This window comes from Kocuria turfanensis, from assembly GCF_001580365.1.
Lineage (GTDB): Bacteria > Actinomycetota > Actinomycetes > Actinomycetales > Micrococcaceae > Kocuria > Kocuria turfanensis.
On record NZ_CP014480.1, the window covers coordinates 1,754,415 to 1,773,585 of the forward strand.

General features: G+C 72.9%; 18 protein-coding genes and 1 pseudogene. 12 read left to right on the forward strand and 7 right to left on the reverse strand.

Annotated features, from left to right (window positions below):
- The first annotated feature begins 39 nt into the window (after window positions 1-39).
- From AYX06_RS08085 to AYX06_RS08100, 4 genes are all read left to right on the forward strand, one after another.
- A complete protein-coding gene (locus tag AYX06_RS08085) occupies window positions 40-1,248 on the forward strand; it encodes a thiolase family protein (protein ID WP_062735333.1) in 1,209 nt (402 codons plus the stop codon).
- A complete protein-coding gene (locus AYX06_RS08090) occupies window positions 1,248-2,027 on the forward strand; it encodes an enoyl-CoA hydratase/isomerase family protein (protein WP_062735334.1) in 780 nt (259 codons plus the stop codon). The genes AYX06_RS08085 and AYX06_RS08090 overlap by 1 nt, the downstream gene beginning before the upstream one ends.
- Before the next feature lie 12 nt (window positions 2,028-2,039).
- Window positions 2,040-2,909 (forward strand): 3-hydroxyacyl-CoA dehydrogenase family protein, encoded by an 870-nt coding sequence (locus tag AYX06_RS08095; protein ID WP_062735335.1) that lies wholly within the window; start codon window positions 2,040-2,042, stop codon window positions 2,907-2,909.
- Window positions 2,910-3,056: 147 nt separating this feature from the next.
- A complete protein-coding gene (locus tag AYX06_RS08100) occupies window positions 3,057-3,776 on the forward strand; it encodes a tyrosine-protein phosphatase (RefSeq protein ID WP_062735336.1) in 720 nt (239 codons plus the stop codon).
- A gap of 61 nt (window positions 3,777-3,837) precedes the next feature.
- On the opposite strand, the gene AYX06_RS08105 is transcribed toward AYX06_RS08100, so the two are convergent.
- Entirely contained in the window at window positions 3,838-4,242 is a 405-nt protein-coding gene (locus tag AYX06_RS08105) for a hotdog fold thioesterase (RefSeq protein WP_062735337.1), read from the reverse strand.
- Between the two features lie 157 nt (window positions 4,243-4,399).
- On the opposite strand from AYX06_RS08105, the gene paaZ reads away from it, so the two are divergent.
- Window positions 4,400-6,490 carry a phenylacetic acid degradation bifunctional protein PaaZ gene (gene paaZ, locus AYX06_RS08110; protein ID WP_062735338.1) on the forward strand — a complete coding sequence of 697 codons (2,091 nt, stop codon included), beginning with the start codon at window positions 4,400-4,402 and terminating at the stop codon, window positions 6,488-6,490.
- 265 nt (window positions 6,491-6,755) lie between these two features.
- Here the strand turns inward: paaZ and AYX06_RS08115 are convergent, their stop codons facing one another.
- The 4 genes and pseudogenes from AYX06_RS08115 to paaI form a co-directional block, all read right to left on the reverse strand.
- Window positions 6,756-7,121, reverse strand: a complete 366-nt coding sequence (locus AYX06_RS08115; protein WP_062735339.1) for a VOC family protein — start codon at window positions 7,119-7,121, stop codon at window positions 6,756-6,758.
- Window positions 7,122-7,426: 305 nt separating this feature from the next.
- Window positions 7,427-8,050: a TetR/AcrR family transcriptional regulator gene (locus tag AYX06_RS08120; protein ID WP_062735340.1), complete on the reverse strand. Its 624-nt coding sequence runs from the start codon at window positions 8,048-8,050 to the stop codon at window positions 7,427-7,429.
- Between the two features lie 108 nt (window positions 8,051-8,158).
- Window positions 8,159-9,502 carry a phenylacetate--CoA ligase family protein gene (locus AYX06_RS08125; protein WP_062735341.1) on the reverse strand — a complete coding sequence of 448 codons (1,344 nt, stop codon included), beginning with the start codon at window positions 9,500-9,502 and terminating at the stop codon, window positions 8,159-8,161.
- A 126-nt stretch (window positions 9,503-9,628) separates the two neighbouring features.
- Window positions 9,629-10,021 (reverse strand): annotated as a pseudogene (gene paaI / locus AYX06_RS08130) (hydroxyphenylacetyl-CoA thioesterase PaaI); the annotation flags it as partial.
- Between the two features lie 200 nt (window positions 10,022-10,221).
- On the opposite strand from paaI, the gene paaA reads away from it, so the two are divergent.
- The 7 genes from paaA to AYX06_RS08165 all read left to right on the forward strand — a co-directional run bounded on the left by paaA (window position 10,222) and on the right by AYX06_RS08165 (window position 17,085).
- A complete protein-coding gene (paaA, locus tag AYX06_RS08135; protein ID WP_084271514.1) occupies window positions 10,222-11,238 on the forward strand; it encodes a 1,2-phenylacetyl-CoA epoxidase subunit PaaA in 1,017 nt (338 codons plus the stop codon).
- Between the two features lie 2 nt (window positions 11,239-11,240).
- Window positions 11,241-11,567, forward strand: a complete 327-nt coding sequence (paaB, locus tag AYX06_RS08140) for a 1,2-phenylacetyl-CoA epoxidase subunit PaaB (protein ID WP_047802111.1) — start codon at window positions 11,241-11,243, stop codon at window positions 11,565-11,567.
- The gene (paaC, locus tag AYX06_RS08145) at window positions 11,564-12,391 is read left to right on the forward strand and encodes a 1,2-phenylacetyl-CoA epoxidase subunit PaaC (RefSeq protein WP_062735343.1); all 828 of its coding nucleotides are present in this window, start codon (window positions 11,564-11,566) and stop codon (window positions 12,389-12,391) included. The genes paaB and paaC overlap by 4 nt, the downstream gene beginning before the upstream one ends.
- A 4-nt stretch (window positions 12,392-12,395) precedes the next feature.
- Complete coding sequence (paaD, locus tag AYX06_RS08150) at window positions 12,396-12,944, forward strand: 1,2-phenylacetyl-CoA epoxidase subunit PaaD (RefSeq protein ID WP_371860049.1); 549 nt, start codon at window positions 12,396-12,398, stop codon at window positions 12,942-12,944.
- The gene (paaE, locus tag AYX06_RS08155) at window positions 12,944-14,104 is read left to right on the forward strand and encodes a 1,2-phenylacetyl-CoA epoxidase subunit PaaE (protein ID WP_062735345.1); all 1,161 of its coding nucleotides are present in this window, start codon (window positions 12,944-12,946) and stop codon (window positions 14,102-14,104) included. The genes paaD and paaE overlap by 1 nt, the downstream gene beginning before the upstream one ends.
- A gap of 109 nt (window positions 14,105-14,213) precedes the next feature.
- Window positions 14,214-14,990: an enoyl-CoA hydratase/isomerase family protein gene (locus AYX06_RS08160; RefSeq protein ID WP_062735346.1), complete on the forward strand. Its 777-nt coding sequence runs from the start codon at window positions 14,214-14,216 to the stop codon at window positions 14,988-14,990.
- 112 nt (window positions 14,991-15,102) lie between these two features.
- Window positions 15,103-17,085, forward strand: a complete 1,983-nt coding sequence (locus AYX06_RS08165) for a M13 family metallopeptidase (RefSeq protein WP_062735347.1) — start codon at window positions 15,103-15,105, stop codon at window positions 17,083-17,085.
- Between the two features lie 12 nt (window positions 17,086-17,097).
- Here AYX06_RS08165 and AYX06_RS19725 read toward each other — a convergent pair whose 3' ends face one another.
- Both AYX06_RS19725 and AYX06_RS08175 read right to left on the reverse strand, forming a co-directional pair.
- Complete coding sequence (locus tag AYX06_RS19725) at window positions 17,098-17,565, reverse strand: hypothetical protein (RefSeq protein ID WP_062735348.1); 468 nt, start codon at window positions 17,563-17,565, stop codon at window positions 17,098-17,100.
- Window positions 17,566-17,631: 66 nt separating this feature from the next.
- Window positions 17,632-19,167: a DUF2142 domain-containing protein gene (locus tag AYX06_RS08175; protein WP_062735349.1), complete on the reverse strand. Its 1,536-nt coding sequence runs from the start codon at window positions 19,165-19,167 to the stop codon at window positions 17,632-17,634.
- Window positions 19,168-19,171 lie beyond the last annotated feature (4 nt).

Sequence of the window (19,171 nt, forward strand, 5' to 3'; positions counted from 1 at the left end):
CCCGCGACCGGCCCTCCCCGTCGCGACAGGAGTTCTGCCATGTCCTCAACCCCTCAGGCCTTCCTCGTCGGGGGCGCGCGCACCCCCGTGGGCCGGTACGGCGGCGCGCTCTCGAGCGTGCGCCCGGACGATCTCGCGGCCCTGGTGGTCAAGCACGCGGTCACCGACGCCGGGATCGACCCCCACGACGTCGACGAGGTGATCCTGGGCAACGCCAACGGCGCCGGCGAGGAGAACCGCAACGTGGCCCGCATGGCCTGGCTGCTGGCCGGCTTCCCGGACACCGTCCCGGGCATCACGGTCAACCGGCTGTGCGCCTCGGGCCTGTCCGCGATCATCATGGCCTCGCACATGGTCAAGGCCGGGGCGGCGGACATCGTCGTCGCCGGCGGGGTGGAGTCCATGTCCCGGGCCCCGTGGGTGATGGAGAAGCCCGCCACGGGCTTCGCCAAGCCGGGCGAGGTCTTCGACACCTCGATCGGCTGGCGCTTCACCAACCCGCAGTTCAAGAAGCAGGACAAGATGACCTACTCCATGCCGGAGACGGCCGAGGAGGTCGCCGCCGTGGACGGCATCACCCGCGAGGACGCCGACGCGTTCGCCGTCGCCTCCCACGAGAAGGCGATCACCGCGATCGACGCCGGCCGGTTCGCCCCCGAGATCGTGCCGGTGACCGTCACGGGCCGCAAGGGCGCCGAGACGGTCGTGGACACCGACGAGGGACCCCGCCCGGGCACCACCGCCGAGGTGCTCGCCAAGCTGCGCCCCGTGGTGGCCCACGGCTCGGTCGTCACCGCCGGGAACTCCTCCTCCCTCAACGACGGCGCCTCGGCGATCCTGGTGGTCTCCGAGCGGGCCGCCGAGAAGTACGGGCTGGCCGCCCGCGCCCGGATCGTGGACGGCGCCTCCGCCGGCGTGGCCCCGGAGATCATGGGCATCGGCCCCGTCCCGGCCACGCAGAAGGTGCTGGAGCGCACCGGGTGGGGCATCGACGACCTCGGCGCGGTCGAGCTCAACGAGGCCTTCGCCAGCCAGTCCCTGGCCTGCATCCGCCGCCTCGGCCTCGACGCCGGCACCGTCAACAACGACGGCGGGGCCATCGCGCTGGGCCACCCGCTGGGCTCCTCGGGTTCCCGGCTGGTCGTGACCCTGCTGGGCCGCATGGAGCGCGAGGGCGCGGACCGCGGTCTGGCGACCATGTGCGTGGGCGTGGGCCAGGGCACCGCGATGCTCGTGGAGAAGCTCTGATGGTCGGCCCCAGCGAGATCCTGGGCGGGGAGTTCACCGCCCTGCGGCTCGAGGAGCGCGAGGACCGCCTGCACGTGGTCCTGGACCGGCCCGCCGTGCGCAACGCCATCGACGCGACCATGGTCGAGGAGCTGCACACCGTGTGCGGCTACCTGGAGCGGCACCCGAAGATCCTGCTCCTCTCCGGCACCGAGGTGAACGGGAAGGGGGTCTTCGCCTCCGGCGCGGACATCGGCCAGCTGCGCGAGCGCCGCCGCGACGACGCGCTGCAGGGCATCAACTCCCGGATCTTCGCCCGGATCCACCAGCTGCCCATGCCCGTGATCGCCGCGATCGACGGCTACGCGCTGGGCGGCGGCGCCGAACTGGCCTACGCGGCGGACTTCCGGATCGCGACCCCGCACCTGCGGATCGGCCAGCCGGAGACGAACCTGGGCATCATCGCCGCGGCCGGCGGGCTGTGGCGGCTCAAGGAGCTCGTCGGCGAGCCCGTCGCCCTGGACATCCTGCTCGCCGGGCGGATCCTCGACGCCGCCGAGGCCCTGGAGCTGCACCTGGTCACCGAGCTGCACGAGCCCGCCGAGCTGGTGGGCGCGGCACACGCGCTCGCGGACCGGATCGGCGCCCAGGACCCCCTGGCCGTGCGCATCTCCAAGCGGGTCTTCGCCGCCCCGCCGTCCGCCCACCCGCACATCGACGAGCTGGCCCAGGCCGTGCTCTTCGAGTCGGAGGCGAAGTTCGACCGCATGCAGGCCTTCCTGGACCGCAAGAAGAAGTAGGAGCAGCAACCGATGACCGAGAAGCACGCACTGGCCGTCCCCGCCGCCGTCGGCGTCCTGGGCGGAGGCCGCATGGGCGCGGGCATCGCCCACGCCTTCCTGCTCGCCGGGGCGCAGGTGACCGTCGTGGAGCGCGACGGCCCGGCCGCCGAGGCCGCCCGGGAGCGGATCGAGCGGGACCTGGCGAAGTCGCTGGAGCGCGGGAGCGTGGACGGCAACCTGGACGAGTGGTCCGAGCGCCTGACCGTGTCCCTGGACTCCGCGGACTTCGCCGGGTGCGACCTCGTCGTCGAGGCCGTGCCCGAGTCCTGGGACCTGAAGGTCTCGGCGCTGCAGCAGGTCGAACGGCACCTGGCCGGGACCGCCTGGCTGGCCACGAACACGTCCTCGCTGTCCGTGGACGGTCTGGCCGGGCAGCTGACCCGCCCCGAGCGGTTCTGCGGCCTGCACTTCTTCAACCCGGTGCCGGCCTCCAAGCTCGTGGAGGTCGTGGTCTCGGAGCACACCGGCGAGGAGCTCAAGCGGCTGTCGGTGCAGTGGGTCGAGGGCCTGGGCAAGACTCCGGTGGTGGTCAACGACGCCCCCGGCTTCGCCTCCTCCCGGCTGGGCGTGGCGATCGCCCTCGAGGCCATCCGCATGGTCGAGGAGGGCGTGGCCTCCCCCGCGGACATCGACAACGCCATGGTCCTGGGCTACAAGTTCCCGGTGGGCCCGCTGGCGCTCACGGACATCGTGGGCCTGGACGTGCGGCTGGGCATCGCGGAGTACCTCGAGTCCGAGCTCGGTGAGCGCTTCGCGCCCCCGCAGCTGATGCGGGACATGGTCGCCCGCGGCGAACTGGGCCGCAAGACCGGCAAGGGCTTCTTCAGCTACGACGGGTAGCGCCCTCGTCCGCACCCGCCGGCTCTGCCCGGGGCCGCTCGGATCCTGCCGGGGCCCGGGCGGAGCCGGTGCCCGCAGGTGCCGGGGACCAGCGCGGGCGACGTGCCGGAGGAGCGCGTCGTCGGGGGCAGGGCCTACCGTGGGGGCATGGACGCGCAGCCCGGGACCCCGGCCCCGTGGGAGGGAGCGATCAACGCCCGGCTCCTGGCCGGGGACGTGTGGCGGATGGGCCGCTCGGAGCGGCTCACGCCCGCGGGCTGGCGGGCCGCCGCGGCGGACGGGGTGCGCACGGTCGTGGACCTGCGCAACGCCGGCGAGCGCCGGCGCCGGCCCACCGATCCGGTGGACGAGCCGGCGGCCCGGGCGGGCATCACCGTCCTGCACCGCCCCACGGAGGACCCTGCCCACCCGGAGTTCACGCTCGTGGGCACCCCGTACCTGAACCACCCGCGCGGCTACCGCGACTACCTGCGGCTCTTCCCGGGCCCGATCGCCGCGGCGGTGCGGGCGGTGGCGACCGCCGAGGGCGCCGTGGTGGTGCACTGCTCGGCCGGGCGGGACCGGACCGGGGTGCTCGCCCTGCTGCTCCTGGGCCTCGCCGGGGCCTCCCCGGGGCGCCTGCTCGCCGAGGACGAAGCGGCCGCGCGCGGGATCAACGAGTGGCACCGGGTCTCGCCCGTGCCCCATCCGGTCGAGCGCCACCATCCCGAGGAGGAGCTGGCCGGGCTGCTCGCCGGGCGCCGGGCCGCCCTCGCCGAGCTGGTGGCCGGGCTCGACGCCGAGCGCTATCTCCGCGAGGCGGGGGTGCCCGCCGGGGAGCTGGCAGCCCTGCGCCGTCGGCTCGGCCACCCCGCCCCCGGCGCCTGACTCCGATGCCTGACTCCGGCCCCTGACTCCGGTGCCTGACTCCGGCCCCTGACTCCGGTGCCTAGCTCCGGTCCTTGAGGAAGTTCGTGATCCGCACCGTGCACAGCCGGGTGCCGTCCTCGTGCGCGATCACCACCTCGTGGCAGGTGAGGGAGCGGCCCAGCTGCAGGGCGGTGGCCGTGGCCGTCACGGTGCCGGTGCGGGAGGACCGGTGGTGGGTGGCGTTGACGTCGACCCCCACGGCCACCTTGCCCATCGTGGACGCGTGGATCACCGCCGCCCAGGAGCCCACGGCCTCCCCGAGCGCCACCATGGCCCCGCCGTGCAGCAGACCCAGCGACTGCCGGTTGCCTTCCACGGGCATCGTGGCGACCACCCGCTCCGCCGACTGCTCGAGGACGGTGACGCCCATCTTCTCGTCCAGTTCGCCCAGGACGATCCGCCAGGGCTCGGGGCTCGCGCTCATGGCACTCCTCGGTGGCAGGGGACGGGGACCGCAGATTCCCTGTGGTCCCCGGGTGTGACGTACGTTATCGTGGTCATAATACCGAACGATCGGTCAGGAGGCCGGGGCGGGACCTCCTCCCGGCCCGGCACGCACCCGAGCGAAAGGACCACCCACCGTGGCAGCACAGACCCAGACCGTCCTCCCCAGCTACCTGCGGGGCCGGTGGTGGACCCCGGAGGACCCGCAGCGGATCACGGAGGTCGCCGACGCCTCGACCGGCGAGATCGTGGCGCGGGTGTCCACCGACGGCATCGACATCGCCTCCGCGGTGGAGTACGGCCGCACCGTGGGGCAGCACTCCCTCGGGGAGCTCACCATCCACGAGCGGGCGCTGAAGCTCAAGGAGCTCGCGCAGCACCTCACCGAGCACAAGCAGGAGCTCTACGACCTGTCCTACGCCACCGGCGCCACGCTCAAGGACCACTTCTTCGACGTCGACGGCGGCATCAGGACCCTCTTCACGTTCTCCTCCAAGGGCCGGCGCGAGCTGCCCAACGCCAACGTGATCGTGGACGGCGCCGTGGAGCAGCTCTCGAAGGACGGGTCCTTCCTGGGCGAGCACATCTACACCCGGATGCCCGGCGTGGCCGTGCAGATCAACGCGTTCAACTTCCCGGTGTGGGGCTTCCTGGAGAAGTTCGCGCCGGCCTTCCTCGCCGGCATGCCCACCGTGGTCAAGCCCGCGACCCCCACCGGCTACGTCACCGAGGCCTGCGTGCGTCTGATGGTCGACTCCGGGATCCTGCCCGAGGGCTCGCTGCAGCTGGTCTCCGGATCCGCCCGGGACCTGCTCGACCACCTGGACTACCGCGACCACGTGGCCTTCACCGGCTCCGCCGGCACCGCGCAGTCGCTGCGCAACCACGACAACGTGGTCAACGGCGGGGTCCGGTTCACCGCCGAGACGGACTCCCTCAACGCCGCCGTCCTCGGCCCCGACGCCACCCCGGACACCCCGGAGTTCGAGGCGTTCGTCAAGGCCGTGTTCGTCGAGATCACCGCCAAGGCCGGGCAGAAGTGCACGGCGATCCGCCGCGTCATCGTCCCGCAGGAGCGCGTGGAGGACGTCGTGGCGGCCGTGGCCCAGCGCGTGCAGCAGCGCGTGGTGATCGGCGACCCCCGCACCGAGGGCGTCACCATGGGCGCCCTGGCCTCCAAGGAGCAGCAGTCGGAGGTCCGCAAGGCCGTGGAGCGCCTCGTGGCCGCCGGCGGCACCGTCCGGCTCGGCGGGCCCGACGCCTCCGTGGGCGGGGCCGACACCGAGGCGGGAGCCTTCTTCCCCGTCACGGTCCTGTCCTTCGACGACCCCGAGACCCCGGAGGTGCACTTCGTCGAGGCCTTCGGTCCGGTGACCTCCGTGCTCGGCTACACCGACGTCGACGACGCCGTGCGGCTGGCCGCGCTCGGCGGCGGCTCGCTGGTGGCCACCGTGTGCACGAACGACGGCGCGACCGCCGCCCGGTTCGCCGCCGGCATCGGCTCCCACCACGGGCGCGTGCACTTCCTCAACCGCCAGGACGCCAGGACCTCCACCGGCCACGGCTCCCCCATGCCGCACCTGGTCCACGGCGGCCCGGGCCGCGCCGGCGGCGGCGAGGAGCTGGGCGGGGTGCGCGGCGTCAAGCACTACATGCAGCGCACCGCGATCCAGGGGCCCCCGGACATCCTCACGGCCGTCACCGGCGTGTGGCACCGGGGCGCCGCGGCGAACACGGTGACCCGGGAGGCGGTCGAGAGCGGCACCGGCGAGCACCCGTTCCGCAAGTCGCTGGAGACCCTGCGGATCGGCGACCAGTTCGCCTCCGAGCTGCGCACGGTGACCCTGGAGGACATCACCGAGTTCGCGGAGCGGACCGGGGACACGTTCTACGCGCACACCGACGAGGAGGCGGCCACGGCCAACCCGTTCTTCCCCCGGCGGGTGGCCCACGGCTACCTGCTGGTCTCCTGGGCGGCCGGGCTGTTCGTGGAGCCCGCCCCGGGGCCCGTGCTGGCCAACTACGGGCTGGAGAACCTCCGGTTCATCACCCCGGTGACCTACGACGACGCCGTCCGGGTGACCCTGACCGCCAAGCAGATCACTCCGCGCGTGACCGACGAGTACGGGGAGGTCCGCTGGGACGCGATCCTGCACAACCAGCACGACGAGATCGTGGCGACCTACGACGTGCTGACCCTGGTCGCGAAGACCTGGCCGGTGGCGTGACCACCTGACCGGCCCCCGGACCCCCGGCTCGCTGAACTCCGGCCCGCCGGGCCCCCGGGGCTCCCTCGAGTCCCCAGCAACGGCGCGATCCCCCACGCAACGGCGTGGGGGATCGCGCGCGTCCTGGGGGCTCGGCGGGCAGCTGCCCGCAACAGGGGGGACTCGGCGGGCAGTCGCGCGCGACAGTGGGGACTCGGCGGGCGACCACCCGCGCCGGTGGGGGCTCGGCGATGGCGGACCGTCGGGCCGTCAGGGCGGTGGGGCGTCAGGCCCCCAGGATGCAGAACTCGTTGCCCTCCGGGTCGGCCAACACCACCCAGGAGTCCGTCCCACGGCGGTCGTCGACCACCTCGGCGCCCAGTTCCACCGCGCGCGCGACCTCCTCCTCGCAGGTGCCGCCCTCGTCGGGCCGCAGGTCGAGGTGGAGCCGGTTCCACGCCGGGCCCTTGGGCTCCCGGACGCCCTCCGAGAAGAACAGCAGGCGGAAGCCCTCCGGGCTCTCCAGCCAGCACTCCGTGTCGCCGGGACGGCACTGCCCGCCGAGGGGCCAGCCCAGCAGCCGGTGCCACCACCGGGCCTGGGCGCAGGGGTCCAGCGCGCTGACGGTCGTGCGCGACAGTCGTACTCCCACGGTGCCTCCCGGTGCACTGGGTCGGGGCGGGCAGGCCTGCGGCGCGTCCGCCCGGGGACGTGGCACCAGTGCGCTCGAACGCCTCCCCGCCCTCACCGCGCCACGCCCGGTCGCCCTGTGGCCTTCCCTCGCGCACTCCCCCGCCCCCCTTCCGTCGAGTCCCCACGAACAGCGCGATCCCCCACGCAACGGCGTGGGGGATCGCGGGTGATCTGGGGACTCGGCGGGCAACCACCCGCCACCGTGGGGACTCGGCGGGCAACCACCCGCCACGATGGGGACTCGGCGGAGGGCCGACCGGCGGGTCAGGGGGCGCGCAGGCCCGAGAAGGCGAGCGCGACCACGGTGTCGGCCAGCCCGTCGTCGGGCTTGTCCGGATCCGGGCGGTACCAGTCGACGATCGAGTTGATCATGCCCAGGAGCAGGCGGGAGGCGGAGCGGCCGCTGAGGTCGCGGCGCAGGTCGCCCTCCTCCTGCGCCTGCTCGATGAGCGCGCCGACCCGGCGGGTGACCGTGCGACGGCGCTCGAGCGCCCGTGTCTCGACCTCCGAGTTCCCCCGCAGCCGCAGCAGCAGGGTCACGTACGGCATCTGCTCCACGAGCACGTGCACGGTCCCGCGGATCACCTGTTCGAGCCGCTGGACCGCGGGGGCCTCCGTCCGCTCCGCGGCGGCCAGGACCTCCTCGAGCGCATCGAGGGCCCGGTTCAGCGCCTGTTCGAGGATCTCCTCCTTGGACTCCACGTGGTGGTAGATCGCGGACTTGGAGATGCCCAGGTGCTTGGACAGGGTGCCCATCGAGGTGGCGTCGTAGCCGTGGACGTTGAACACCTCGACGCAGACGTCGAGCAGCGTCTCACGGTCGTAGCCGGGCCGACCGCGGCGCGGCGCCCCGCTGTCCGGTGGTGCGGACGCCGGTGCGTGGGACATGGGGACCTCGATCTCGACGATGACGGGGTGGGCCGAGCAACGATCTTATGACGCGGCCGGCCCCCGGGGGTCCCGGGGGCTGTCGCGGAAGGTCTCAGGGGAGGCGGCTCACGCCTTGTCCCGGTGGTCGTAGACGCGGCGCAGCTTGCCGGAGGAACGGGCGAGCGTGCCCGGCTCGGCGATCCGGATCGAGGCCGAGGAGCCGATCTTCGTCTTGATGGCGTGCAGCAGCTTCTGCCCGCCCGCCTCGGCGGCCTCGACGGTCACCTGCTCGCGCCGCTCGATGTTGATGGTCATCTGGTCCATCCGGTGCGGGCGGGTGATCTCGAGCGTGAAGTGCGGGCTCAGCTCCGGCACCTGCAGGGCCAGCTCCTCGATCTGGGAGGGGAACAGGTTGACCCCGCGCAGGATGATCATGTCGTCGGAGCGGCCCGTGATCCGGCCCATCCGCCGGTGCCCGGGCCGGTCCGTGCCGGGCAGCAGACGGGTGAGGTCGTGGGTGCGGTAGCGGATGATCGGCAGGGCCTCCTTGGTGAGCGCCGTGAACACGAGCTCGCCGGGCCGGCCGGTCTCCTGCACCTCGTCCGTGAAGGGATCGATGATCTCGGGGCGGAAGTGGTCTTCCCAGATGTGGGAGCCGTCCTTGGACTGCGCCGACTCCCCGGCCACGCCCGGGCCCATGACCTCCGAGAGTCCGTAGATGTCGCACGCGTCGACCCCGAACGTGGTCTCGATCTCCCGGCGCATCTCCTCGGTCCACGGCTCCGCGCCGAGCACGGCGGTGCGCAGCGAGGTCTCGCGCGGGTCCAGCCCCAGCTTCCGGAAGCCGTCGGCGATGGTCAGCAGATACGTGGGGGTCGAGAGGATGGCCTGGGGCTCGAAGTCCCGGATCATCTGGACCTGCTTCTCGGTCTGCCCGCCGGACATCGGGATGACCGCACAGCCCAGGCGCTCGGCGCCGTAGTGGGCCCCGAGCCCGCCCGTGAACAGCCCGTAGCCGTAGGCGTTGTGCACCTTGTCCCCCGGCCGCACGCCCGAGAGGCGGAAGCAGCGTGCCACGAGGCTCGCCCAGGTGCTGATGTCGTTCTCGGTGTAGGCCACCACGGTGGGCTGGCCGGTGGTCCCGGAGGAGGCGTGGATCCGGCGGACCTCGCCCATCGGCACCGCGAGGGACTTGAACGGGTACGCCTTCCGCAGGAACTCCTTGTCCGTGTATGGGAACAGCCGCAGGTCCTCGAGCTCCTTGAGGTCGCCCGGGTGCACGCCGTGGGCGTCGAAGAGCTCGGTGTAGGCGGGGACGTTCTCGTAGGCGTGGTGCAGGGTCCAGCGCAGCCGCTCCAGCTGGAGGGACTCCACCTGGTCCCGGCTCATCGTCTCCTCGGGGTCCGGCTGCGACCGGTCCGCGGGGGCGGGAGCGGGGGTGTAGGGATTCGGGACGGAGCACTCGGCCATGATTCAGACTTCCTCGGGCTGCGGGGCGGACGGCTGGGCGGGCTGCAGGACGGGCTGCTCGGCCGGTGCGCCGGCCGGCACCTCGTCCGGGCGCTCCGCGGGCGTCGCCGCGCGGAGGGCCGGGTTCGGGATGGTCCGGCTGCGGCCGCGGAACTCGGCGACGAGCCGGCCCTCGGCCGTGACCTGGATGTCGTAGACGCCGCTGCGCCCGGCCTGGGCGCGCACGGTGCCCACGGCGGTGAGCTCCTGACCCCGGTGGGCGGAGGCGATGAAGTTGATGTCCACCCCGGAGGCCACCGTGATGGTGCTGCCGTCACCGGCGGGGTCGTTGCACGCGAGGGCGAAGCAGGTGTCCGCGAAGGCGAAGACCATGCCGCCGTGGGCGATGCCGAACCCGTTGAGCATCTCCTCGCGCAGCGTCATGCGGATCTGGGCGTGGCCGTACTCCGCGCGGTCCACGGTGATGCCCATCCAGCGCGAGGTGTGGTCCCCCGCGAGGATCGGGTGGCCCTGGGACATGTAACTCTCCTCACAATTCACGACCGAATGGTCAGTAGACAATCTCACTCGGGAGCCCCTGTCAACCCGCGCCGACCCGGCGACACCGGACCGCAACCTGTTGACGCGGCCCCTGGGGTCCCATATTCTGAACGAACGGTCAGTTAGTCGCGTGCGGCCCTCCGCGCCCCGCGGCGCCATCTCGTCGGAAGAAGGACACCATGACTTCGCAGAACACCGGCCTCCACGCCGTGGCCGCGGCGGACCCGGCCGAGCAGGCCGAGCTGGACCGCGCCGGCCAGGAGCACTTCGACCACATCATCTCCGAGGACTCCCGCATCGAGCCGCGCGACTGGATGCCCGCCGCCTACCGCCGCACCCTCGTCCGCCAGATCTCCCAGCACGCGCACTCCGAGATCATCGGGATGCAGCCGGAGGGCAACTGGATCTCCCGGGCCCCGTCCCTCAAGCGCAAGGCCATCCTGATGGCCAAGGTGCAGGACGAGGCCGGTCACGGCCTGTACCTCTACTCCGCCGCCGAGACCCTGGGCACCCCGCGCTCCGAGCTCACCCAGCAGCTGCTGGACGGCCGGGCCAAGTACTCCTCGATCTTCAACTACCCGGCGCGCACCTGGGCCGACATGGGCGCCATCGGCTGGCTCGTGGACGGCGCGGCGATCGCCAACCAGGTCCCGCTGTGCCGGGCCTCCTACGGCCCCTACGGCCGGGCGATGGTGCGCATCTGCAAGGAGGAGTCCTTCCACCAGCGCCAGGGCTGGGAGATCCTCTACGAGCTCTCCCACGGCACGCCCGCGCAGAAGGAGATGGCCCAGGACGCCGTCAACCGCTTCTACGGCCCGTCCCTGCAGATGTTCGGCCCCCCGGACGACGACTCGCCCAACTCGAAGCAGTCGATGGCGTGGAACATCAAGCGCTTCTCCAACGACGAGCTGCGCCAGCGCTTCGTCGACATGATCGTCCCGCAGGCCGAGGCCCTCGGGCTGACCCTGCCGGACCCGGACCTCAAGTGGAACGCGGAGCGCGGCCACTACGACTACGGACCGCTGGACTGGGACGAGTTCAAGGCCGTCGTCGGGGGCAGGGGCCCGTGCAACGTCCAGCGCATGCAGCGCCGCCGCCAGGCCCACGAGGAGGGCGCCTGGGTCCGCGAGGCCGCCGCCGCCTACGCCCGCAAGACCGCCGCGGAGCGCGCCTCCGCCGAACTCATCGGAGCCTGAGCATGAGCGAGAACCACGAGAACACGGTCCGCCCGATCGGCGCCGCCTCGGACGAGTGGCCCCTGTGGGAGGTGTTCGTGCGCTCCTCGCGCGGACTGTCCCACGTCCACGCCGGCTCGCTGCACGCCCCGGACGCCACGATGGCCGTGCGCAACGCCCGGGACCTGTACACCCGCCGCAACGAGGGCACCTCCGTGTGGGTCGTGCCCTCCGAGGCCATCACCGCCTCGGACCCCGACTCCAAGGGCGGGTACTTCGAGTCCGCGCAGGGCAAGAGCTACCGGCACGCCACGTACTACACGAAGAGCGAAGGGGTGAAGCACCTGTGAGCTTCGCGTCCCACGATTCCGCGACCAAGCAGAGCGCGGGCCACGCCATCACCGCCGAGGACATCCAGGCCGGCGGCGCGAAGGCCGCCGAGGACGTGGCCCGCTACGCCCTGCAGCTGGGCGACGACGCCCTGATGCTCTCCCAGCGCCTGGGCTGGTGGATCGCCCGGGCCCCGGAGCTCGAGGAGGACATCGCGCTGGCCAACATCGCCCTGGACCTGCTCGGGCACGCCCGCTTCTTCCTGACCTACGCCGGCACCGCCTGGGGGAAGACCGAGGACGACCTCGCCTACTTCCGCGACGAGGAGGAGTTCCGCTCCTGCCGTCTGGTGGAGCAGGAGAACGGCGACTTCGGGCAGACCATCGCCCGGCAGCTGATCTTCTCCTACTACCAGTACGAGCTCTACCGCCGCCTGGTGCACTCCTCCGACCCCACGCTCGCGGCCATCGCCGACAAGGCGCTCAAGGAGGTCCAGTACCACCAGGACCACGCGGGCCAGTGGGTGCTGCGCCTGGGCCTGGGCACGGAGGAGTCCAAGCGGCGGATGCAGGAGGGGCTGCACACCATGTGGCCCTACGTGGACGAGCTCTTCCACGACGACGAGCTCGTCGACGCGCTCGGGGACGCGGCCGTGCGCCCGTCCGAGCTGCGCGCGGACTTCGACGTCCGCCTGCAGGCGGTCCTGGACGAGGCCGAGCTGTCCGTGCCCGAGGTGCTGGGCGCCTACGGCGGGGACCGCTCCGGGCGGTTCAGCGAGCAGCGGGGCCACATCCTCGCCGAGATGCAGGTGCTCGCCCGCCGGCACCCCGGCGCCACCTGGTGAGGAGATGACGACGATGACCGACCACCCGCACACGCGGCCCGCGCCGGTGACCGGCCGGGAGCTGCGGCCGCAGGACGAGGCCTCGGCGCGCATCTGGGACGTCGCCGCGACGGTGAACGACCCGGAGATCCCGGTGCTCTCCATCGCCGACCTCGGGATCCTGCGCGGGGCCCGGGCCGAGGGCGAGCGCGCCGTCGTCGTCATCACCCCCACCTACTCGGGGTGCCCCGCCATGGAGACCATCACCGCGGACGTCACCGCGGCGCTCAACGCGCACGGCTGGGAGGACGTGCGCGTGGAGCTCGTGCTGCAGCCCGCCTGGACGACCGACTGGATGAGCGAGGACGGCCGGCGCAAGCTCGCCGAGTACGGCATCGCCCCGCCCACCGGCCGCGCCGCCGCCGGGCCCGTCCGGCTGAGCCTGGCCGTCAAGTGCCCGCGCTGCGACTCCCTGAACACCCGCGAGATGACCCGCTTCGGGTCCACCGCCTGCAAGGCGCTCCACGTCTGCAACGAGTGCCTGGAACCCTTCGACTACTTCAAGGTGCACTGATGACCGAGATCACCGCCCCGGCCCGGCGCCGGGCCACGTTCAACTCCCTCGAGGTCTCCCAGGTCCGCAAGCTCACGGCGGACTCGGTCGAGGTCGCCTTCGCGGTCCCCCCGGAGCTCGTGGACGACTACGACTACCTGCCGGGCCAGTACGTGGCGCTGCGCGCCCACATCGACGGCCAGGAGGTCCGCCGGTCCTACTCGATCTGCGCGGAGCCGAAGCCGGGCGAGATCCGGGTGGCGATCAAGCAGGACATCGGCGGGGTGTTCTCCACCTGGGCCAACGAGTCGCTGCAGGCCGGCGACCGGCTCGACGTGATGAACCCGCAGGGCGCGTTCATCTCCAAGCTCGGGCTCACCAGCCTGAACGACCCCGAGCGGCTCGCCGCGGAGGAGGTCGCCCGGAACGCGTCGGTGCACCTGGTGGCCTTCGCGGCCGGGTCCGGGATCACCCCGATCATGGCCATCGCCAAGGCGGTGCTGCGGGCCTCCCCGACCTCCACCTTCGACCTCGTCTACGCCAACCGCTCCGCCATGGACGTGATGTTCGCCGAGGAGCTGGGCGACCTCAAGGACAAGTACCCGTCCCGCCTGGCGGTCCACCACGTGCTCTCCCGCGAGCAGCGGATCAGCCCCCTGATGTCCGGGCGGATCGACGCCGACAAGCTCAACGACATCCTGGACGAGGTCGTCCAGGTGGACCGGACCGACGAGTGGTTCCTGTGCGGGCCCTTCGAGCTGGTCCAGCTGTGCCGGGACGCCCTCGCCGAGCGCGGTGTGCCGGAGGACCGGATCCGCTTCGAGCTCTTCACCACCGGCCGGCCCGAGGCCCCGCAGGGGCAGCAGGGCCGGGTGGTCCCCGCCGACCCCTCGGGGGAGAACTACGAGATCACCTTCAACCTCGACGGGCTCTCCAGCACGATCGAGTCCCCGAGGAGCGCCCACGAGACCGTGCTCAACGCGGCGCTGCGGGTCCGGCCCGACGTGCCGTTCGCGTGCGCCGGCGGGGTGTGCGGCACCTGCCGCGCGAAGGTGGTCTCCGGGGAGTTCGAGATGGAGGAGAACTACGCCCTGGAGAAGGACGAGGTCGAGAAGGGCTACGTCCTCACCTGCCAGACCCGGCCGACCTCCAAGGAGTTCGCCGTCGACTTCGACGCCTGAGCCGTGCGTCCCGGGCGGCGCCGCCCGGGACGCGACCCCCGCGGCCCGTCCCCCCTCCCCTGCCCGGCGCCCTGCCCGGCCCCGTGCCCGACCCTCCCGAGGAGCAGCAGTGATCGACCTGACCATCGACGGATCCGTGGCCGAGGTGGTGCTCGACGCGCCCCAGAAGATGAACGCCCTGGACGAGGCCGCCCTCGCCGAGCTGGGCGAGGCCTACGCCGAGGCAGAGCGGGCCGGCGTCCGGGCGCTCGTGCTGCGCGGTGAGGGCCGCGGCTTCTGCGCCGGCCGGGACATCTCCGCCGTGGACCCCGCCTCCGACGACGCCTACGGGTACCTCGCCGGGAAGGTCACCCCGCTGCTGCGCACGATGAGCCGTTTCCCGGCGCCGACCTTCGCCGCCGTGCAGGGGGCGTGCCTGGGGGTGGGGCTGGGCCTGGCGATCGCCACCGACGTGGTCTACGTGGCCGAGGACGCCAGGATCGGCTCCCCCTTCGCCAACCTCGGCGCGACCCTCGACTCCGGCGGGCACGCCCTGTTCACCGAGCGGCTGGGCGCCCACCGGACCCTGGACCTGATCTACACCGCGGAGCTGATGAGCGGCGCCGAGGCCGTGCGCTCCGGGCTGTTCAGCCGGTCGGTGCCGCGCGAGGAGCTGCTCGAGCTCACCCGGGCGAAGGCCGCCGCGGTGGCCGAGGGCGCCACCGGGGCGTTCCTGGCCTCCCGGGAGCTCGTGGCGCAGATCCGCGACGAGCGGCTGGGCCTGTGGGAGTCCGTGGAGCACGAGAACCGGGTGCAGGGCGAGCTGTGCCGCAGCGCCGACTACGCCGAGGGCTTCGCCGCGTTCCAGCAGAAGCGCCGCCCCCGCTTCACCGGCGGGCGGGCCTGAGCCGCGGCACGGACCGAACGGCGCCGGATGAACGGCACGGACTGCACGGCACGGGTTAAGCGGTCGGGGAAAAGACCTGCCGCGCCGCCGGACGGGCGTTAACGTGGGGGCCATGACTTCTACGGCGACCTCCTCGGTGTTCGACCTCTCCGGCTTCGACCGCTCCGTCCGCCCCCAGGACGACCTCTACCGGCACGTCAACGGCACCTGGCAGCGCCGCACCGAGATCCCCGACGACAAGCCCTCGGTGGGGGCGTTCATCGAGCTGCGGGACCAGGCCGAGGCCGCCGTGCGCGAGCTCATCACCCGGGCCGAGGCCGGGGACCCGGAGGCGATCGAGTCCAAGATCGCCAACCTCTACGCGTCCTTCATGGACGAGGAGCGGATCGAGGCGCTCGGGGCCTCGCCGCTGGCCCCGGACCTCGCGGAGGTCGACGCGGTGACCGACGTGCCCGCCCTCGTGCGCCACTTCGGGCGGATGATCCGCCGGGGCGTGGGCGGGCTGGTGGGCGTCGACGTCGACGCCGACCCGGGCGACCCCGAGCGCAACCTCGTCTTCGTCGGCCAGGCGGGCCTCGGCCTGCCCGACGAGGAGTACTACCGGGACGCCCAGCACGCCGCGATCCGGGAGAAGTACCACGACCACGTGCGCTCCATGCTGTCCCTGGCCGGTGTGGAGGACGCCGCCGAGCAGGCCCGCGCCGTCGTGGAGCTCGAGACCCGGATCGCCTCCCACCACTGGGACAAGGTCACGGTCCGCGACCTCACCAAGATGTACAACCCGATGAGCTTCGAGGAGCTCGCCGGGACCACCACGGTCCTGGACTGGGCGCTGCTCGCCGAGGGCGCGGAGCTGCCCGTCCCGGCCCTGCGCACGGTGGTCAACGCCCAGCCGTCCTTCCTCACGGGCGTCGAGGAGCTGCTCGCCGACGAGCTGCTGCCGGCGTGGCGGGCCTGGGCCCGCTGGCACCTGGTCTCCGCGCGCGCCGCCTACCTGTCCTCGGCGTTCGTGGCGGAGGACTTCGCGTTCTACGGCACCGTGCTCTCCGGGACGCCGCGGCTGAAGGACCGGTGGAAGCGCGGGGTGGAGCTGGTCAACGGGGTGCTCGGCGAGGCCGTGGGCGAGCTCTACGTGGCCGCGCACTTCTCCCCCACCGCCAAGGAGCGGATGGACGAGCTCGTGGCCAACCTCCTGGAGGCCTACCGGGTCTCGATCACCGGCCTGGACTGGATGACCGCGGAGACCCGCCAGGAGGCGCTGAAGAAGCTCTCCCAGTTCACCCCGAAGATCGGCTACCCGGAGCGGTGGAAGGACTACTCCTCCCTGCGGATCGACCCCGAGGACCTCGTGGGCAACCGGATCCGCACCACGGAGTTCCGGCTCGCCGAGCTGGTCCGGAAGGCCGGCCGGCCGGTGGAGAAGCACGAGTGGCTGATGACCCCGCAGACGGTCAACGCCTACTACCACCCGCTGCGCAACGAGATCGTCTTCCCGGCCGCGATCCTCCAGCCCCCGTTCTTCGACGAGAACGCCGACGACGCCGTGAACTACGGCGCGATCGGCTCCGTGATCGGCCACGAGATCGGCCACGGCTTCGACGACAAGGGCTCCACCTGCGACGGCGACGGCCGGCTGCGCAACTGGTGGACCGACGCCGACCGGCGGGCGTTCGAGGAGCGCACCGCGGAGCTGGTGCGCCAGTACGACCGGCTGGTCCCGGAGCAGCTGCAGGACGAGGGCACGAGCGTCAACGGGGAGCTGACCCTGGGCGAGAACATCGGGGACCTGGGCGGTCTGACGATCGCGCACAAGGCCTGGCGGATGTCCCGGGCGGAGCACAGCACCTTCGGGGCCGGCGAGCTGATCGACGGCTACACCCCCGAGCAGCGGCTGTTCCTGTCCTGGGCCTACGTGTGGCAGCAGAAGTCCCGCGACGAGGCGCTGCGCCACCGCATCGCCACCGACCCGCACTCCCCCAACGAGTTCCGGGCCAACCAGACGGTGCGCAACGTGCCGGCCTTCTACGAGGCCTTCGGCGTCGAGGAGTCGGACGGGCTGTGGCTGCCGGAGGCCGAGCGCGTCAGCATCTGGTGAGCCGGGCCCGGCTCAGCCGCCTCCGCCGGAGCTGATCAGGAACACCACCGCGATCAGCCACAGGACGAGGAAGAGGGCGAGGACGGCGAGCAGGACCGTCCCGACCCAGCCCAGCACCCGCCCGGGCGTGGCCGGGGTGCCGAGCTTCTCGGCCTCGTTGGCCTGCCAGATCGCGAAGGGACCCAGCAGCGGCAGCACCACCACGCTGAGGATGCCCAGGATCAGCGCGGTGTCGGCGTGGCTGCGGCCCGCGGCGAAGCGCTCCCACTGCAGGGGCGGCCCCCACGAGGGCGGCGGGCCGTAGCCGCCGGCGGGCGCGGGCCCGCCGGGCACCGGCGTGCTGCCGGGCCCGCCCGGCCCTCCGGGACCGTGCGCATCGCGAGGGCCGTCCGGCCCACCGGGGCCGGTCGGATCACCGGGGCCGGTCGCGCCGCCGGGGCGGTCCGGGCGCGGCGGGGAGTCGGAGCGGTCGTCGTCCACGGGGTCCTCCAGAGGTCGTCGGTGCGGTGGAGTCGTCGGTGCGGCCGGCGCGCGCGGTGCGGCCGGTCAGGGAAGGGCGTAGTGGCCGGTGATGTGCACCACGGTGGCGTAGCCGGCCACGGCCAGCACGGCCGACAGGGGTACGAGGACGAGGATCGTGGTGTCCACCCGGCGCAGGCCCGCCGGGGTGGCGGGGAACCGGGCGTGCACCAGCGGCACCAGCGCCCCGAGCAGCAGCAGGGCGAGCGGGACGAAGTAGCGGCCCTGCACACCGTTGACGATGCCGGACTCCACCGGGGCGAAGCTGAGGTAGAGCGTGCCGAAGATCGCGGCGACGTTGAGCAGCAGCACCCCGGCGAACCACGCCGCGACCCGGCGCGACGCCACGCCCCGCGGGCCGTGGAAGAACGCGGCGCCCACGGCGACGAGCCAGCACACCGCCCCGACGAAGGGACCGTCGATGGTCCGCCCGGGCCCGTAGCCCATCTGGCCGACGAAGCCGGCCGCGTAGTCCCAGTCCGCGGTCAGGATCGTCCGCGCGGCGATCCCCAGGACGGCCACCGGCTCGCTCAGCACGAAGGCCAGCTGGTCGTCGGGCCGCACGGTGTGCCGCTCCTCCGGGCCGCGCAGCGCCCCCATCGCCTCGGTGGTCCCGGCGGCCAGCGACATCCATCCCGCGAAGCCCAGCAGCGTCAGCAGCAGGCATCCGGTGAGCACCAGGGAGGCCGCCGCCGGCCGCCCGTCCCGGCGGCGGGGCAGCGGGTACTTCCGCAGCGGGACGGCCAGCAGCAGCAGGGACAGGATCACGTAGGTGGGCTTCATCAGCGGCAGGGCGATCGCGCTCGCGAGCACGATCCCCAGCTCCGTGCGGGTGAGGGGCGCCCCGGAGCGGTCCAGCACGGTCGCGCGCAGCACGAGCGCGGTGAAGGTCAGCACCACGGCGTTGGTCACCGAGTCCGCGGAGATCACCGCCGACTGGTACAGGGCGGTGGGCAGCAGCGCCACGCAGAAGCCGACCCACAGGAAGCGGGTGCCGCGCAGGGCCCAGAGCCCCACCGCGGCCACGCCCGTGTAGGCGAGCACCTGCAGCATCCGCATCAGGGTCCAGGCCGTGCCGACGTCGAGCTCCGCGGCGGTGGCGATCCGCGCCCCCAGGGCCGCGGGCAGGTAGGGCACCGGCGAGTACGCCGCGGTGTTGGAGAACGAGGTCAGCACGTGCTCGCCCGCCAGGGGCGCCGCCAGTGCCCGCGCGCGCTCCTCGGTCGCGACGTACAGCGGGTCGGAGTTGCGCTCCTTGGACCGCGGCGCCCCGGCGTGCTCGGCCATGAACTCCTGGGCGGTGGCGGGCACGGCGCCGCCGTAGACGGGATAGGGACCGTCGTCGGGAAGCCGCTGGGGGGCGAATCCGCCCTGGGACACCTGGTAGGCGCGCTTGAAGTGGGTGTGCTCGTCCGGGCCCCAGGCCGAGGGCACCATCAGGGCGAAGACCGTCCCGAAGAGCAGGGACAGCCCCGCGAACAGCGCCACCACGGTGCGGGGCCGCAGGGCGGGGCGGACGGTGTCCTCGGGGGCCCGTCCGGGGGCCGGGGTCGCGGTGGCCACCGCC

What these genes read in the sequence shown, in the direction of transcription:
- AYX06_RS08085 (WP_062735333.1), top strand. Translation starts at nt 40, where the DNA reads ATGTCCTCAACCCCTCAGGCCTTCCTCGTCGGGGGCGCGCGCACCCCC.
- AYX06_RS08090 (WP_062735334.1), top strand. Translation starts at nt 1,248, where the DNA reads ATGGTCGGCCCCAGCGAGATCCTGGGCGGGGAGTTCACCGCCCTGCGG.
- AYX06_RS08095 (WP_062735335.1), top strand. Translation starts at nt 2,040, where the DNA reads ATGACCGAGAAGCACGCACTGGCCGTCCCCGCCGCCGTCGGCGTCCTG.
- AYX06_RS08100 (WP_062735336.1), top strand. Translation starts at nt 3,057, where the DNA reads ATGGACGCGCAGCCCGGGACCCCGGCCCCGTGGGAGGGAGCGATCAAC.
- AYX06_RS08105 (WP_062735337.1), bottom strand. Translation starts at nt 4,242, where the DNA reads ATGAGCGCGAGCCCCGAGCCCTGGCGGATCGTCCTGGGCGAACTGGAC.
- AYX06_RS08120 (WP_062735340.1), bottom strand. Translation starts at nt 8,050, where the DNA reads ATGTCCCACGCACCGGCGTCCGCACCACCGGACAGCGGGGCGCCGCGC.
- AYX06_RS08125 (WP_062735341.1), bottom strand. Translation starts at nt 9,502, where the DNA reads ATGGCCGAGTGCTCCGTCCCGAATCCCTACACCCCCGCTCCCGCCCCC.
- paaA (WP_084271514.1), top strand. Translation starts at nt 10,222, where the DNA reads ATGACTTCGCAGAACACCGGCCTCCACGCCGTGGCCGCGGCGGACCCG.
- paaB (WP_047802111.1), top strand. Translation starts at nt 11,241, where the DNA reads ATGAGCGAGAACCACGAGAACACGGTCCGCCCGATCGGCGCCGCCTCG.
- paaD (WP_371860049.1), top strand. Translation starts at nt 12,396, where the DNA reads ATGACGACGATGACCGACCACCCGCACACGCGGCCCGCGCCGGTGACC.
- paaE (WP_062735345.1), top strand. Translation starts at nt 12,944, where the DNA reads ATGACCGAGATCACCGCCCCGGCCCGGCGCCGGGCCACGTTCAACTCC.
- AYX06_RS08165 (WP_062735347.1), top strand. Translation starts at nt 15,103, where the DNA reads ATGACTTCTACGGCGACCTCCTCGGTGTTCGACCTCTCCGGCTTCGAC.